Raw genomic sequence first — 15,555 nt, 5'->3', positions numbered from 1 at the left:
GGGTGAACTGGCTGGAACTCGTCGGCTGGGCCGGCTCCGCGCTGCTGGTCTGGTCCCTGCTGCAGACCCGGATCCTGCGGCTGCGCGCGCTCAACCTGGTCGGCTGCCTCATCCTGATCGGCTACAACACCGCCGTGCAGGTCTGGCCGATGGTCGGGCTGAACGTGGTGCTCGCCGTGATCAACGTCTGGTACCTGCGCAAGCTGCTGGCGACCCGGCACGACGAGCAGACCTACCAGGTGGTCGAGGTGGGCACCGGCGACGCGTTCCTGGCGCACACGCTGCGGGTGCACGCCGCCGACATCGCCCGGTTCAACCCGGGCTTCCGCTGGGATCCGGCCGCCGCCGACCGCTCGGCGTTCCTCGTGGTACGCGCCGACGAGGTGGTCGGCGTGATGCTCTCGCACGCCGAACCGGGCGGGGTGGCCCAGATCGACCTGGACTACGTGACACCGCCGTTCCGCGACTTCACGCCGGGGGAGTTCGTCTACCGGCGCAGCCGGCTGTTCACCGACCGGGGCTTCCGCCGGGTGGTCAGCCCGCCCGGCATGATCGCCCCCTACTACCACCGGCTCGGGTTCCGCCCCGAGGGCGGCGCGTACGTGCTCGACCTGCCGGCCCCCGCCACGAGCGGGTGAACTCGGCACCCGCCGCCCGACGTTCAGTGATCACACAGGATTCAGGCGCGGGCCCGCGGGGCAACAGAGGGCCACGCCGACCGGATCTACCGGCCGGCGAGTCGGCCATCGGCCGACCCGGATCGGGCCGAGGGAGATAACCGGTCGTGCAGAGCTACTGGAGCCAGCTTGCCCTGGTCGGTGTGCTGGTGATCCTCAACGCGGTGTTCGCCGGCAGCGAGATGGCCCTGGTCTCCCTGCGCGACAGCCAGGTGCAGCGGCTGGAGCGCAGCAGCCGCGGCGGACGGACCCTCGCCCGTCTCGCGAAGGACCCGAACCGGTTCCTGGCCACGATCCAGATCGGCATCACACTCGCCGGGTTCCTGGCCTCCGCCGCCGCCGCGGTGTCCCTGGCCCGGCCGCTCGTCCCGCTGCTGGGCGTCTTCGGCAACGCCGCCGAGACCGTCGCCATCGTCGCGGTCACGCTGGTGCTCACGTTCGTCACGCTCGTCTTCGGTGAGCTGGCCCCGAAGCGGATCGCCATGCAGTCGGCCGAGCGGTGGGCGCTGCTGGTGGCCCGGCCGCTGGACGTGCTGTCCAGCATCACCCGGCCCGCCGTCTGGCTGCTGGGCGCGACCACCGACCTGGTGGTACGCCTGTTCGGCCTGGACCCGAAGGCCGAGCCGGACGAGATCGGCCCGGACGAGCTGCGCGACATCGTGGCCGGCAACCACGGCTTCACCAAGGAACAGCGCACGATCATCGCCGGCGCGGTGGAGATCGCCGACCGGCAGTTGCGGGCGGTGCTCGTACCCCGGTTGCAGGTCTTCACGCTCGACAGCGGCACCACCGCGGAGGCCGCGCGGCTCGTCCTGGCGGCGACCGGCCACTCCCGGGCGCCGGTGGTCCGCCACGGCGGCCTGGACGAGGCGGTGGGCGTGATCCACCTGCGGGACCTGGTCGGCGTCTCCGACGACCGGCCGGTCGACGAGATCGCCCGACCGCCGATGCTGCTGCCCGACTCGCTGCCGGTGGTCGACGCGCTGCGCCAGTTCAAGGCCGAGCGCCAGCACATCGCGCTCGTGGTCGACGAGCGCGGCGCGGTCGACGGGATCGTGACGCTGGAGGACATCCTGGAGGAGATCGTCGGCGAAATTTACGACGAGACCGACCGGGACCTGCGCGCCGTGCGCACCGAGGCCGACGGCACGCTGGTGCTGCCCGGCACGTTCCCGGTGCACGACCTGACCGACCTCGGCGTGGAGCTGCCGAACCGGCCGGCGGGCGACTACACCACTGTCGCCGGGCTGGTGCTGATCTGCCTCGGGCACATCCCGACGGTGGCGGGGGAGCGGGTGACCGTGGACGGCTGGGAGCTGTCGGTGGCCGGCGTCGACCAGCGGGCCATCACCGAGGTGCACGTCCGCCGCCGCGGCCGCCACGACGGCTCCCCGGACGGCGACACCACCGACGGCGCCGCCGGCCCGGCCGACGCCCCCGAACTCGACGAGGCACGCCGCTGACCGGCCCCGGCCGGGCCCCCGGCGCCCGGCTCAGCGGTGCCCGGCCGGCGGGCCGAACGGGAAGCCGGGCACCGGCGGAAGCAGCTGCACCGCGTCGGCGGGCAGCTGGCGGGTGCTCCGCCCGACCAACCGGGCGATCACCCGCAGCAGCCACGGCCCGGACGGGTGCAGCTCGGGGCCGATCAGCCGGCTGATCACCCGGGTCCACCAGTGCCCGGCGACGATCACGTCGGTGATCCGCAGCCGGTCCGGCGGCCACCCGCCGCGCACCACCACGTCCACCACCCGGCCCAGCCGCCGCCCGTGCAGGTCGTACGCGGTGCGGCCGAGCAGCTCACCCGCTCGCACGACCGGACCCCGGAATGCGCTCGATCAGGTGCCGGCGCAGCCACGCCTCCACCGGTGACGGCGGCAGGTCCGTCGCCGGGCAGCGCAGCCGCACCGCACTGTCCACCCGGGCGACCTGGGACAGCGGTACGCGCAACGGCGGCACCGGCGGGTCGTCGGTGAACCGGTCCGCCACCGCCACCAGCAGCCGCCCGACCCGCCCGCCGATCCGCTCGCCGAGCGCGCCCTGCCCGGTGAGCAGGCTGTCCACGTACGGGTAGCCCTCGTCGTCGACGGCGAACGCGATGTCGTCGACGCGCCCGACCAGCAACCCGTCCACGTCGACGATCTGCCGGTCGAGCAGCCGCCTGGCGAGCTGAACCCTCATGGCCCCATCCCCGTCATGATCGCCAGTGGGATCGCCGCCACCGAGGCCGCGACGATGAGCAGCAGGAACACCGCGCCGAGCAGGTTCAGCCACCGCCCGTTGACCCGGTCGCCGAGATACCCGCGGTCGTTGGCCACGACCAGGATCGGCAGGTACGTCAGCGGCAGCACCACCGCGCTCAGCACCAGCATGTACTCGGTCAGCCGCACCGGGTCCACAGTCGTCATCAGCATCACCACACCGAGCAGCAGACCGACGAGCAGCACGCTGTGGAACCGGGCCGCCTCCCGGGGGCGGACCCGCTTGCCCCACTGCCACCCGAAGTACTGCGCCGCCGCGTACGCCGCCGACAGCCCGGTCTCCAGCGCCGCGCCGAACGTCACCGCGAAGAACGCCAGCACCGCGGTGGCCAGGCCGGCGCCGCCGAGCGCCGTCGCCACCGGCCGCGCCACCTCGTCGAGCGTGCCCAACGACGCCTCGGACGGGTGGTAGGCCACCGTCGCCACGGCGACCAGCGACAACGCCAGGAACCCGCCCACCGGGAAACCGATCAGCACGTTCGAGCGGGCCCGTGCCAGGTCCGCCGCGCCCCACCGCTCCTCGACGCCGCCGGAGGAGAAGAAGAACACCTCGTACGGGCTCACAGTCGAGGCGAACAACGCCACAGCCACGAACCAGTACAGCGGCCAGCCGTGCCCGGACGCGCTGACCTGCCACACGCCCTGCCCGAGTGCCGGCCAGTCGGTCGGCAGCGCCACCAGCGCGACAGCGAACACCAGCAGGGTCAGCCCGGCCAGGCCGAAGATCCGCTCCATCAGCTCGAACCGCAGCCGCCACAGCACCAGCCAGACGGCCAGCGCCGCGAGCGGCACCCAGAACAGGTGGCTCAGCCGGGTCGCCAGTTGCAGCGCGAGCGCCACCCCACCCAGCTCCGCGGCGAGTGTGACCACAGTGACCAGCCACGACGCGACCAGGTTGAGCAGCGCCACGCGCGGCCCGAGACGCTCCCGGACCAGGTCGAACACCGCCCGTCCGCTCACCGCCGCGATCCGGCCGGCCATCTCCGCGTACGCGCAGATGCCGACCACCCCGACCAGCAGCACCCAGGTGTGGGCCATGCCGAACAGCGCGCCGGCCTGAGTGGCCGCCACCAGGTCACCGATGTCGACGAAGCCGCCGACCGCCGACAGCACGCCGAGCGTGGCGGCGAACAGCTTCCTCACGTCGGATCGGGAGCGGATGTCCTCACCGAGGCGACGATATCGGCGTCAGTGCCCCTTTTCGGGCTGAATCGGCGAGCCCGCGGATGTCAGGCGGCGGTGAGGTTCTGCAGCCGTACCTGACCGCGCGCCACCAGCCGGCTGTCGGCGTCGGTGATCTCCACGAGCCATAGCTGCTGGCTGCGGCCCCGGTGCACCGGCGTGCCGACAGCCGTCAGCTCGCCGTCCCGCACCGCGCGCAGGAAGTCGGTCTGGTTCGACACCCCGACCACGTTGCCCTTGTCGCCCAGCCAGAGCGCGCCGCCGATGCTCGCCGCCGTCTCCACCACCGAGCAGTAGACGCCGCCGTGCTGGATCCCGTACGGCTGGTGCAGCTCCGGGCGCACCTTCCAGCGGATCACCACCCGGTCCCCGCTGACCTCGTCGAACGTCAGGCCCAGCAGGGCCACGAAGCCACCGGTCATGTTCGGCATGTCCACCGCGGTTCCTCCTCGCGTTCGACGGCGCCGCCAGCCTAGTCGGCCGCACCTCGGCAAACCCGGTACGGGCCGGGCCCGGTGATGGGGGAGAATCGGTGACCGTGACCGACAGCAACCTCCCGCAGGGGCGGGACTCCCTGACCGACGACCTGCTGTGGCGGGGCCTGATCCAGGACTCGACCGGCCTCGACGAACTGCGCGAGCTGCTCGACGGCGGGAGCACCACCTTCTACGTGGGCTTCGACCCCACCGCGCCGAGCCTGCACATCGGCAACCTGATGCAGGTCGTCATGGCCCGCCGGCTCCAGCAGGCCGGGCACCGTCCGCTGCTGCTCGTCGGTGGCGCCACCGGGCAGATCGGCGACCCGAAGGAGAGCGCGGAGCGGACGCTGAACCCGCCCGAGGTGATCGCCGGCTGGGTGGAGCGCATCCGCGAGCAGCTCTCGCCGTTCGTCACGTACTCCGGGGAGAACGCGGCGCAACTGGTCAACAACCTGGACTGGACCGGCGAGATGTCGGTGGTGGAGTTCCTCCGGGACGTCGGCAAGCACTTCCCGGTGAACAAGATGCTCGCCCGCGAGGTGGTCAAGGCGCGGCTGGAGACGGGCATCAGCTACACCGAGTTCAGCTACCAGCTCCTCCAGGCCAACGACTACTTCGAGCTGCACCGCCGGCACGGCTGCCGGCTCCAGTACGGCGGCTCCGACCAGTGGGGCAACATCACCGCCGGGGTGGACTACATCCGGCGGCGCGGCGCCGGGCCGGTGGAGGCGTTCACCACGCCGCTGGTCACCAAGGCCGACGGCACCAAGTTCGGCAAGAGCGAGACCGGCACGATCTGGCTCGACCCGCAGATGACCAGCCCGTACGCGTTCTACCAGTTCTGGGTCAACGCCGACGACCGGGACGTCAGCCGCTACCTGCGGTACTTCAGCTTCCGCTCCCGTGAGGAGCTGGAGGAACTTGAGAAGGCCACAGCGGAACGCCCGCAGGCGCGCCTGGCCCAGCGGGCGCTCGCCGAGGAGCTGACCACGCTCGTGCACGGCGAGCGGGAGATGGCCCAGGCGGTCGCCGCGAGCCAGGCGCTGTTCGGGCGCGGCTCGCTCGACGAGCTGGCCCCGGAGACGCTGCGCGCCGCGCTGACCGAGGCCGGCCTGGTGCACCTCGACGAGCTGCCGGACGTGGCCGGCCTGCTCAAGGAGTCGGGCCTGGTGCCGAGCATGAAGGAGGCACGGCGGGTCATCGCCGAGGGCGGCGCGTACGTCAACAACACGCGTATCTCCGAGGTGGACGCCACCGTGTCGGCGGACGACCTGCTGCACGGCCGCTACCTCGTACTGCGCCGGGGCAAGCGCTCGTTCGCGGGCGTCGAGCTGCGCGGATAGCCGCCTGTCGACTGTGTGACGCGGGACGCGCCCAGCGGATTTGACGATCACTCCGCTGGGCGCGTAACTTTCTCTCTGCCAGCGCGGAACGGACGAAACAGGGCGAAAGACCTGGAAGGCCGGAGCGCAGGACCTGAGAACCGGGTGGTGCCCCGGATTCGCCGGGAGGCGGATTTGGCGAGGCGGAACCGACCGGGTAAGGTTCTCGGCCGGTAGGGAAACGGACGGGCCAGCGGGAAAACCGCGGGCGGCCGGCCTACCGAATTCCTCGGAACGACCGACGGAAGTCGGTTGAATCGGGGTGCCCGGTAAAAGGTGACGCACGACAAACTGGTTGACACCGGTTTGACACGGCAGAAACCACCGGGTAACGTAGTAAAAGTGCCCGGCGCGAGAGCGGCGGGTGGTTGAACGAAATGCCCCGGCTGGGGGTTCCGCGGTTGTGGGGCCTGGTGGTTGGTGTGTGGTTGTTCTTTGAGAACTCAACAGGGTGCTTGTAAAGCCAGTGCCAATTGTTTTATACCCCGTACTGGTCAGGCGTTTTGGTTTGGCTGGTTGGGATTCCTTTGGCAACACTTTTGTTGCCAGGATGCTGTTCGACAAGTTTTTGTTGGAGAGTTTGATCCTGGCTCAGGACGAACGCTGGCGGCGTGCTTAACACATGCAAGTCGAGCGGAAAGGCCCTTCGGGGTACTCGAGCGGCGAACGGGTGAGTAACACGTGAGCAACCTGCCCCAGGCTTTGGGATAACCCCGGGAAACCGGGGCTAATACCGAATATGACCTCTGACCGCATGGTTGGTGGTGGAAAGTTTTTCGGCTTGGGATGGGCTCGCGGCCTATCAGCTTGTTGGTGGGGTGATGGCCTACCAAGGCGACGACGGGTAGCCGGCCTGAGAGGGCGACCGGCCACACTGGGACTGAGACACGGCCCAGACTCCTACGGGAGGCAGCAGTGGGGAATATTGCACAATGGGCGGAAGCCTGATGCAGCGACGCCGCGTGAGGGATGACGGCCTTCGGGTTGTAAACCTCTTTCAGCAGGGACGAAGCGTAAGTGACGGTACCTGCAGAAGAAGCGCCGGCCAACTACGTGCCAGCAGCCGCGGTAAGACGTAGGGCGCGAGCGTTGTCCGGATTTATTGGGCGTAAAGAGCTCGTAGGCGGCTTGTCGCGTCGACCGTGAAAACTTGGGGCTCAACCCCAAGCCTGCGGTCGATACGGGCAGGCTAGAGTTCGGTAGGGGAGACTGGAATTCCTGGTGTAGCGGTGAAATGCGCAGATATCAGGAGGAACACCGGTGGCGAAGGCGGGTCTCTGGGCCGATACTGACGCTGAGGAGCGAAAGCGTGGGGAGCGAACAGGATTAGATACCCTGGTAGTCCACGCTGTAAACGTTGGGCGCTAGGTGTGGGGGGCCTCTCCGGTTCCCTGTGCCGCAGCTAACGCATTAAGCGCCCCGCCTGGGGAGTACGGCCGCAAGGCTAAAACTCAAAGGAATTGACGGGGGCCCGCACAAGCGGCGGAGCATGCGGATTAATTCGATGCAACGCGAAGAACCTTACCTGGGTTTGACATGGCCGCAAAACTGTCAGAGATGGCAGGTCCTTCGGGGGCGGTCACAGGTGGTGCATGGCTGTCGTCAGCTCGTGTCGTGAGATGTTGGGTTAAGTCCCGCAACGAGCGCAACCCTCGTTCGATGTTGCCAGCGCGTTATGGCGGGGACTCATCGAAGACTGCCGGGGTCAACTCGGAGGAAGGTGGGGATGACGTCAAGTCATCATGCCCCTTATGTCCAGGGCTTCACGCATGCTACAATGGCCGGTACAATGGGCTGCGATACCGTGAGGTGGAGCGAATCCCAAAAAGCCGGTCTCAGTTCGGATCGGGGTCTGCAACTCGACCCCGTGAAGTCGGAGTCGCTAGTAATCGCAGATCAGCAACGCTGCGGTGAATACGTTCCCGGGCCTTGTACACACCGCCCGTCACGTCACGAAAGTCGGCAACACCCGAAGCCGGTGGCCCAACCCTTGTGGAGGGAGCCGTCGAAGGTGGGGCTGGCGATTGGGACGAAGTCGTAACAAGGTAGCCGTACCGGAAGGTGCGGCTGGATCACCTCCTTTCTAAGGAGCACCATCCACCGAAAGGTGGCATGGAGCCCGCGGCCCGCGAATGTCGGGTCGGGGTGCTCAGATGGCGGAGACACTGGCAAGTTCGGCGCCGGCAACGGCCGTGGTTCCTCTAGTACAGCTGCTCTTCGGGGTGGTGGGAACGAGACTGTGGTGCGGCTGGTGAAGGATGTAAGCACCCTGTTGGGTCCTGAAGGAACAACCCGAGTGGTTGTCTTTCAGAGCCTTGAGACGGACCGAAGGGTCTGTCAGGCGCCAGGCATGGCCTGGTCTCGCAAACCGTGACCATGTGGTGGTTTCAGGTGTGGGGCTGTGGGTTGTGGGTTGGTTGTTTGTTGAGAATTGCACAGTGGACGCGAGCATCTTTGTGGTCAAGTTGTCAAGGGCGAACGGTGGATGCCTTGGCACCAGGAGCCGATGAAGGACGTGGGAGGCCGCGATAGGCCTGGGGGAGCTGTCAACCAAGCTGTGATCCCAGGGTGTCCGAATGGGGAAACCCGGCATCAGTCATGTGATGTCACCCGCACCTGAACACATAGGGTGTGTGGGGGGAACGCGGGGAAGTGAAACATCTCAGTACCCGTAGGAAGAGAAAACAAATAGTGATTCCGTGAGTAGTGGCGAGCGAAAGCGGATTGAGGCTAAACCGGCGGCGTGTGATACCTGTCAGGGGTTGCGTGGTCGGGGTTGTGGGACCCTGCTCAACAGACTGACATCTGTTGGAGAAGTTACAAAGCCAGTGGCTAGTCGAACAGTCTGGAATGGCTGACCGTAGACGGTGATAGTCCGGTAGGTGAAAGCTGCTGGTCTTCTGTGGGTGTTCCCGAGTAGCGGCGGACTCCTGAAATCTGCCGTGAATCTGCCAGGACCACCTGGTAAGCCTAAATACTTCCTGGTGACCGATAGCGGACGAGTACCGTGAGGGAATGGTGAAAAGTACCCCGGGAGGGGAGTGAAATAGTACCTGAAACCGTTCGCCTACAATCCGTCGGAGCCTTGCGGGGTGACGGCGTGCCTTTTGAAGAATGAGCCTGCGAGTTAGTGGCATGTGGCGAGGTTAACCCGTGTGGGGGAGCCGTAGCGAAAGCGAGTCTGAATAGGGCGTTTTTAGTCGCATGCTCTAGACCCGAAGCGGAGTGATCTAGCCATGGGCAGGCTGAAGCGCGGGTAAGACCGCGTGGAGGGCCGAACCCACCAACGTTGAAAAGTTGGGGGATGACCTGTGGTTAGGGGTGAAAGGCCAATCAAACTCCGTGATAGCTGGTTCTCCCCGAAATGCATTTAGGTGCAGCGTCGCGTGTTTCTTGCCGGAGGTAGAGCACTGGATGGTCTAGGGGGCCCACAAGCTTACCGAAATCAGCCAAACTCCGAATGCCGGTAAGTGAGAGCGCGGCAGTGAGACTGCGGGGGATAAGCTTCGTAGTCGAGAGGGAAACAGCCCAGATCACCAGCTAAGGCCCCTAAGCGTGTGCTAAGTGGAAAAGGATGTGGGGTCGCATAGACAACCAGGAGGTTGGCTTAGAAGCAGCCACCCTTTAAAGAGTGCGTAATAGCTCACTGGTCAAGTGGTTCCGCGCCGACAATGTAGCGGGGCTCAAGCACACCGCCGAAGCTGTGGCATTCACATTTTAACTTCGTGCCTCCTTGATGGGGTATGCAGGTGTGTGGATGGGTAGGGGAGCGTCGTGCCGGGGGTGAAGCAGCGGGGTGACCCAGTTGTGGACGCGGCACGAGTGAGAATGCAGGCATGAGTAGCGAAAGAAGGGTGAGAAACCCTTCCGCCGGATGACCAAGGGTTCCAGGGCCAGGCTAATCCGCCCTGGGTGAGTCGGGACCTAAGGCGAGGCCGAGAGGCGTAGTCGATGGACAACGGGTTGATATTCCCGTACCCGCGAAAGAGCGACCCTGACGAACCTCGTTGTGCTAACCACCCGAACTGCCGGCGGTCTTCGGACCAATGGTGGGGAGCGTGGGAACCTGGCGGGTAGTAGTCAAGCGATGGGGTGACGCAGGAAGGTAGCTGAGCCCGGCCGGTGGTTGTGCCGGGGTAAGCGTGTAGGCCGGCGTGTAGGCAAATCCGCACGCCACATAGGCTGAGACGTGATGCCGAGCCGATTCAGGTGAAGTCAGTGATCCTATGCTGCCGAGAAAAGCCTCTAGCGAGTTCTTAGCGGCCCGTACCCCAAACCGACACAGGTGGTCAGGTAGAGAATACCGAGGCGATCGGGCGAACTGTGGTTAAGGAACTCGGCAAATTGCCCCCGTAACTTAGGGAGAAGGGGGGCCGGAGACGTGAAGCCCCGCGCGGGTGGAGCGTTGTATGGCCGCAGAGAGCAGGGGGAAGCGACTGTTTACTAAAAACACAGGTCCATGCGAAGAAGTAATTCGATGTATATGGACTGACGCCTGCCCGGTGCTGGAACGTTAAGGGGACCTGTTAGCTCTCACGAGCGAAGCGGAGAACTTAAGCGCCAGTAAACGGCGGTGGTAACTATAACCATCCTAAGGTAGCGAAATTCCTTGTCGGGTAAGTTCCGACCTGCACGAATGGCGTAACGACTTCCCCACTGTCTCAACCACAGGCCCGGCGAAATTGCATTACGAGTAAAGATGCTCGTTACGCGCGGCAGGACGGAAAGACCCCGGGACCTTTACTATAGCTTGACATTGGTATCTGAATTAGCTTGTGTAGGATAGGTGGGAGCCGGTGAAGTCCATACGCCAGTATGGGTGGAGGCAATCTTGAAATACCACTCTGGTTGATTTGGGTATCTAACTTCGGACCGTTATCCGGTTCAGGGACAGTGTCTGGTGGGTAGTTTAACTGGGGCGGTTGCCTCCTAAAGGGTAACGGAGGCGCCCAAAGGTTCCCTCAGCCTGGTTGGCAATCAGGTGTTGAGTGCAAGTGCACAAGGGAGCTTGACTGTGAGACTGACAGGTCGAGCAGGGACGAAAGTCGGGACTAGTGATCCGGCACTGGCATGTGGAAGCGGTGTCGCTCAACGGATAAAAGGTACCCCGGGGATAACAGGCTGATCTTCCCCAAGAGTCCATATCGACGGGATGGTTTGGCACCTCGATGTCGGCTCGTCGCATCCTGGGGCTGTAGCAGGTCCCAAGGGTTGGGCTGTTCGCCCATTAAAGCGGTACGCGAGCTGGGTTTAGAACGTCGTGAGACAGTTCGGTCCCTATCCGCCGTGCGCGTAGGATACTTGAGAAGGGCTGTCCCTAGTACGAGAGGACCGGGACGGACGAACCTCTGGTGTGCCAGTTGTCCCGCCAGGGGCACGGCTGGTTAGCTACGTTCGGAAGGGATAACCGCTGAAAGCATCTAAGCGGGAAGCTCGCTTCAAGATGAGGTATCCCACCCACATTTGTGGGGTAAGGCCCCCAGCTAGACGACTGGGTTGATAGGCCGGAAATGTAAGCCCGGTAACGGGTTCAGTTGACCGGTACTAATAGGCCGAGGACTTGACTACTAAGCTGCTACGCGTCCACTGTGCAACTCTGAACAAACCACCACCCATCAGGGTTGGTTGACATGTTCATAGAGTTACGGCGGTCATGGCGGAGGGGAAACGCCCGGTCACATTCCGAACCCGGAAGCTAAGCCCTCCAGCGCCGATGGTACTGCACTCGGGAGGGTGTGGGAGAGTAGGACACCGCCGGACAATCTTCCAGTCGAGGGCCGCCCCAGCAGGGGCGGCCCTCGACTGCGTTAGCGTTCTCGGCGGAAACGCCATCAGGAAGGATGTACCTGTGAGCTCAGGACCCCAGGGCGGGGACCGCCCCCGTCGTTACGAGGATCGCGCCGACCGCGGCCAGGGGCGTGGTGACGCCGGCCGCGACGGCCGTCGCGATGACCGTCCCTCGTACCGGGGCGGCCGCGACGACCGCCCGGGTGGCTTCCGTGGTGGCGACCGTGACAGTGGCGCCCGTGGCGGTGACCGTCGTGAAGGCGGTTTCCGCGGTGGCGATCGCCGCGAGGGCGGTTTCCGCGTTGGCGACCGTGACGGCGGTTTCCGCGGCGGTGAGCGTCGCGAGGGTGGCTTCCGTGGCGGTGACCGCCGTGAAGGCGGCTCCGGCGGCGGTGACCGGCGTGAGGGCGGCTTCCGTGGCGGCGACCGTGAGGGTGGCTTCCGGAGTGGAAGCCGTCCGGGCGGCGACCGTCGCGAAGGCGGCTTCCGGGGCGGCGACCGTGACGGCGGTTTCCGCGGCGGTGAGCGTCGCGAGGGTGGCTTCCGTGGCGGCGACCGCCGCGAAGGCGGCACCCGCGACGGCAACTTCCGCGGCGGTGACCGCCGTGAGGGCGGCTTCGGCGGTGGCGACCGGCGCGAGGGCGGTTTCCGTGGTGGGGACCGTCGTGAGGGCGGCGCCCGTGACGGTGGCTTCCGGGGCGGCGACCGTCGTGAAGGTGGCTTCCGCGGTGGTGACCGTGAGGGCGGCTTCCGCGGTGGCGACCGGCGCGAGGGCGGTTTCCGTGGCGGTGACCGTGAGGGCGGTTTCCGCGGTGGGGACCGCCGTGAGGGTGGCTTCCGCGGTGGTGACCGTCGTGAGGGCGGCGCCCGTGAGGGTGGCTTCCGTGGCGGTGACCGTGAGGGCGGTTTCCGCGGTAGCGACCGCCGTGAGGGCGGCTTCGCCGGTGGCGACCGCCGTGAGGGTGGCTTCCGGGGCGGTGACCGCCGCGAGGGTGGCTTCCGCGGTGGGGACCGTCGTGAAGGCGGTGCCCGCGAGGGCGGTTTCCGCGGTGGCGACCGTGAGGGTGGCTTCCGTGGCGGTGACCGTCGTGAGGGCGGTTTCCGCGGTGGCGACCGCGACGGTGGTTTCCGGGGCGGTGACCGTCGTGAAGGCGGGTTCCGTGGTGGCGACCGTGAGGGTGGCTTCCGTGGTGGGGATCGTCGTGAGGGCGGCGCCCGTGAAGGTGGTTTCCGGGGCGGTGACCGTCGTGAAGGCGGTTTCCGCGGTGGCGACCGTGAGGGTGGCTTCCGTGGTGGGGATCGTCGTGAAGGCGGCGCCCGCGAGGGCGGTTTCCGGGGCGGCGACCGTCGCGAGGGCGGCTACCAGGGTGGCGACAACCGCCGGGAGAGCTACGCCGGCGGCGAGCGCCGCGACGGCGGCTTCCGCGGCGGCGACCGTGACCGTGGCTTCCGGCGCGACGACCGTCGCGATGACCGGCGGCCGGGCGGCTACCGGGGTGAGCGGGACGGTGAGCGCCGTGGCTACGGCGACCGGCCGGGCGGCGACGACCGCCGGACCGGCAACTACGGCCCGCAGCGGGAGCGCCAGGACGAGCGTGGCGAGGGGCGTACCGGTGAGGCGCCGGAGCTGCCGGACGACGTCGTCGCGAGCGACCTCGACTCGGCCGTCCGGGCGGAGCTTCTCTCCCTGGCCAAGCCGGTGGCGGAGACTGTCGCCCGGCACCTGGTCGCGACCGGTCTGCTGATCGACGAGGACCCGGTGCTGGCGCTGGCGCACGCCATGGCGGCCCGCAGGCTCGCGTCGCGGATCGCCGCCGTGCGGGAGGCCGTCGGGCTGGCCGCGTACCACGCGGGTGAGTGGCAGACCGCCATCGCCGAGCTGCGGACGTACCACCGGATGAGCGGCCTGCAGAGCCACCTGGCGGTGCTGGCGGACTGCGAGCGGGCGCTGGGCCGGCCCGAGCGGGCCATCGACCTGTTCCGCGGCGCGGACCGGGACAAGCTCGACCAGGCCGTCGCGATCGAGCTGCTGATCGTGGCCGCCGGGGCGCGCGGCGACCTCGGGCAGAAGGACGCCGCGGTGGCGATGCTCCAGGTGCGCGAGCTGACCGGCGACTCGACCGACCCGTGGGCGGCGCGGCTGCGCTACGCGTACGCGGACGCCCTGCTGGCGGTGGACCGGCGCGAGGAGGCGCGGGAGTGGTTCTCCCGGGCCGCCGACGTCGACTCCGAGGGGGAGACCGACGCCGCCGAGCGGCTGCTGGAGCTGGACGGCGTGGTCATCGAGGGCGACGACGAGCCGGAGGGCGACACCGACGCGTCCGAGGCGTCGGCCGAGGACGTCCGCGACGACGACGACCTCGACGACGACGAGGACGAGGACGACGAGGACGAGGACGACGACGACCGGGATGACGACGCGCCGCTGAGCGGCGACGACGACACCTCGGGCGTCGACGGGGACGCGGCACGGGCCGGCTACCGGGACCGGGACGCCGGCGATCTGGCCGACGACGAGCTGACCGACACCGAGGCCGGCTCGCTCGCCGCCGACACGCCGACCACCACCGCCACGACCGAGGATCCGGCCACCGCACCGGCCGCCGACGCCCAGGCGCCGGCCGCCGACGTCACCCCGGACGGCAAGGCCGACCGGCCCGCGCCCGATGACGCCGCGGACGGCGAGGGCGAGGCGGCGGACCGCCGATGACCGGGTACGCCGGTGACACCGCCTCCGGCGCGGATCGGGGCGAACCCGACCGCGCCGGGGCGGGCGGTCGGCTGGTCGACGCGTACTCGCTCGTCGTCTTCGACCTGGACGGCGTCATCTACCTGATCGACCGGCCCATTCCCGGCGCGGTCGAGGCGGTCGGCCGGCTGCACGCCGAGGGGCGCGCGGTCGCGTACGCGACCAACAACGCCTCCCGCCGCTCCAGCGAGGTGGCCGACCTGCTCACCGGCATGGGCGTCGCGGCCCGGCCGGCGGAGGTGCTCACCTCCGCGGCGGCCACCGCCGAACTGCTCCGCGACCGGCTGCCCGAGGGCGCACCCGTGCTCGTGGTCGGCGCGGAGGCGCTGCGCGCCGAGCTGCGCGCGGTGGGCCTGCGGCCGGTCGCCACTGCTGATGAGGAGCCCGCCGCGGTGGCCCAGGGCTACGGCCCGCAGGTCGGCTGGTCCGACCTGGCCGAGGCGTCCCTGGCGGTACGGGCGGGCGCGCCCTGGTACGCCACCAACACCGACCGCACGCTGCCCAGCCCGCGTGGCCCGCTGCCGGGCAACGGCTCGCTCGTCGCGGTGCTGCGGACCGCGCTCGGCCGCGACCCGGACGTGGTGGTGGGCAAGCCGGAGCCGGCGCTGTTCACCACCGCCGCGCGGCGGGCCGGGACCGGGCGCACGCTCGTGGTGGGCGACCGGCTGGACACCGACATCGAGGGCGCCCGCCGGGCCGGGCTGGACAGCCTGCTGGTGCTCACCGGGGTCAGCGACGCCGCCGAGCTGCTGGCCGCACCCGAGGAGCGCCGCCCCGCGTACGTCTCGTTCGACCTGGCGGGCCTGTTCGACCCGGCCGCAGTGGTGGCGGTGCCGGGCCGGGCCGCAGACGACGGCTGGTCGGTGACGGAGGCCGGCGCGGACCTCGTGCTCGACGGCGCGGGACCGCCGCTGGAGGCCCTCGCGGCGCTCTGCGCGGTGGCCTGGTCGACCGGGGCCGGGCCGCGCGTCCGGGCGCAGTCCACGGCGGCGGAGGAGGCCCTCGCCGCGTTCGGTCTGGACGACTGAGGCGCCGGGCCGC

10 protein-coding genes and 3 rRNA genes are annotated in these 15,555 nt (G+C 68.2%); 8 read left to right on the top strand and 5 right to left on the bottom strand.

The features are described 5' to 3' along the window. Positions 1-2 precede the first annotated feature (2 nt). Both FHX31_RS18835 and FHX31_RS18830 read left to right on the top strand, forming a co-directional pair. Positions 3-638 (top strand): hypothetical protein, encoded by a 636-nt coding sequence (locus FHX31_RS18835; protein ID WP_114920033.1) that lies wholly within the window; start codon positions 3-5, stop codon positions 636-638. Positions 639-784: 146 nt separating this feature from the next. Next, positions 785-2,140: a hemolysin family protein gene (locus FHX31_RS18830; RefSeq protein WP_184976919.1), complete on the top strand. Its 1,356-nt coding sequence runs from the start codon at positions 785-787 to the stop codon at positions 2,138-2,140. A gap of 30 nt (positions 2,141-2,170) precedes the next feature. On the opposite strand, the gene FHX31_RS18825 is transcribed toward FHX31_RS18830, so the two are convergent. The 4 genes from FHX31_RS18825 to FHX31_RS18810 all read right to left on the bottom strand — a co-directional run bounded on the left by FHX31_RS18825 (position 2,171) and on the right by FHX31_RS18810 (position 4,554). After that, a complete protein-coding gene (locus FHX31_RS18825) occupies positions 2,171-2,488 on the bottom strand; it encodes a hypothetical protein (protein WP_013285569.1) in 318 nt (105 codons plus the stop codon). Then, the gene (locus FHX31_RS18820; protein WP_013285570.1) at positions 2,475-2,855 is read right to left on the bottom strand and encodes a hypothetical protein; all 381 of its coding nucleotides are present in this window, start codon (positions 2,853-2,855) and stop codon (positions 2,475-2,477) included. The genes FHX31_RS18825 and FHX31_RS18820 overlap by 14 nt, the downstream gene beginning before the upstream one ends. Continuing rightward, positions 2,852-4,078: an NRAMP family divalent metal transporter gene (locus FHX31_RS18815; RefSeq protein ID WP_184976918.1), complete on the bottom strand. Its 1,227-nt coding sequence runs from the start codon at positions 4,076-4,078 to the stop codon at positions 2,852-2,854. Before FHX31_RS18815 ends, FHX31_RS18820 begins: the two co-directional genes overlap by 4 nt. A gap of 86 nt (positions 4,079-4,164) precedes the next feature. Then, positions 4,165-4,554, bottom strand: a complete 390-nt coding sequence (locus FHX31_RS18810; protein ID WP_013285572.1) for a PaaI family thioesterase — start codon at positions 4,552-4,554, stop codon at positions 4,165-4,167. A 101-nt stretch (positions 4,555-4,655) separates the two neighbouring features. On the opposite strand from FHX31_RS18810, the gene tyrS reads away from it, so the two are divergent. The 4 genes from tyrS to rrf all read left to right on the top strand — a co-directional run bounded on the left by tyrS (position 4,656) and on the right by rrf (position 11,738). After that, positions 4,656-5,939, top strand: coding sequence for a tyrosine--tRNA ligase (tyrS, locus tag FHX31_RS18805; RefSeq protein WP_030271096.1), 1,284 nt, complete (start codon positions 4,656-4,658; stop codon positions 5,937-5,939). 607 nt (positions 5,940-6,546) lie between these two features. Then, positions 6,547-8,061: ribosomal RNA gene (locus tag FHX31_RS18800) — 16S ribosomal RNA — on the top strand. 375 nt (positions 8,062-8,436) lie between these two features. Then, positions 8,437-11,546, top strand: a 23S ribosomal RNA gene (locus FHX31_RS18795). A gap of 75 nt (positions 11,547-11,621) precedes the next feature. Beyond that, positions 11,622-11,738: ribosomal RNA gene (gene rrf / locus FHX31_RS18790) — 5S ribosomal RNA — on the top strand. Together the 16S, 23S and 5S rRNA genes form the textbook arrangement of a ribosomal RNA operon. Positions 11,739-11,832: 94 nt before the next feature. Here the strand turns inward: rrf and FHX31_RS18785 are convergent. Beyond that, the gene (locus tag FHX31_RS18785) at positions 11,833-13,488 is read right to left on the bottom strand and encodes a hypothetical protein (RefSeq protein ID WP_184977896.1); all 1,656 of its coding nucleotides are present in this window, start codon (positions 13,486-13,488) and stop codon (positions 11,833-11,835) included. On the opposite strand from FHX31_RS18785, the gene FHX31_RS18780 reads away from it, so the two are divergent. After that, on the top strand, positions 13,465-14,475 hold the full coding sequence (locus FHX31_RS18780; RefSeq protein ID WP_402884579.1) for a Replicase polyprotein 1ab: 1,011 nt from the start codon (positions 13,465-13,467) through the stop codon (positions 14,473-14,475). The two genes, FHX31_RS18785 and FHX31_RS18780, sit on opposite strands and share 24 nt — an antisense overlap. After that, positions 14,472-15,542 (top strand): HAD-IIA family hydrolase, encoded by a 1,071-nt coding sequence (locus tag FHX31_RS18775; protein WP_327653073.1) that lies wholly within the window; start codon positions 14,472-14,474, stop codon positions 15,540-15,542. Before FHX31_RS18780 ends, FHX31_RS18775 begins: the two co-directional genes overlap by 4 nt. The last annotated feature ends 13 nt before the right edge of the window (positions 15,543-15,555 follow it).

This window comes from Micromonospora sp. CNZ286 (genome assembly GCF_014207755.1).
Note: the sequence above shows the minus strand (reverse complement) of the source record. Positions and strands in the feature narration are given on the sequence as shown.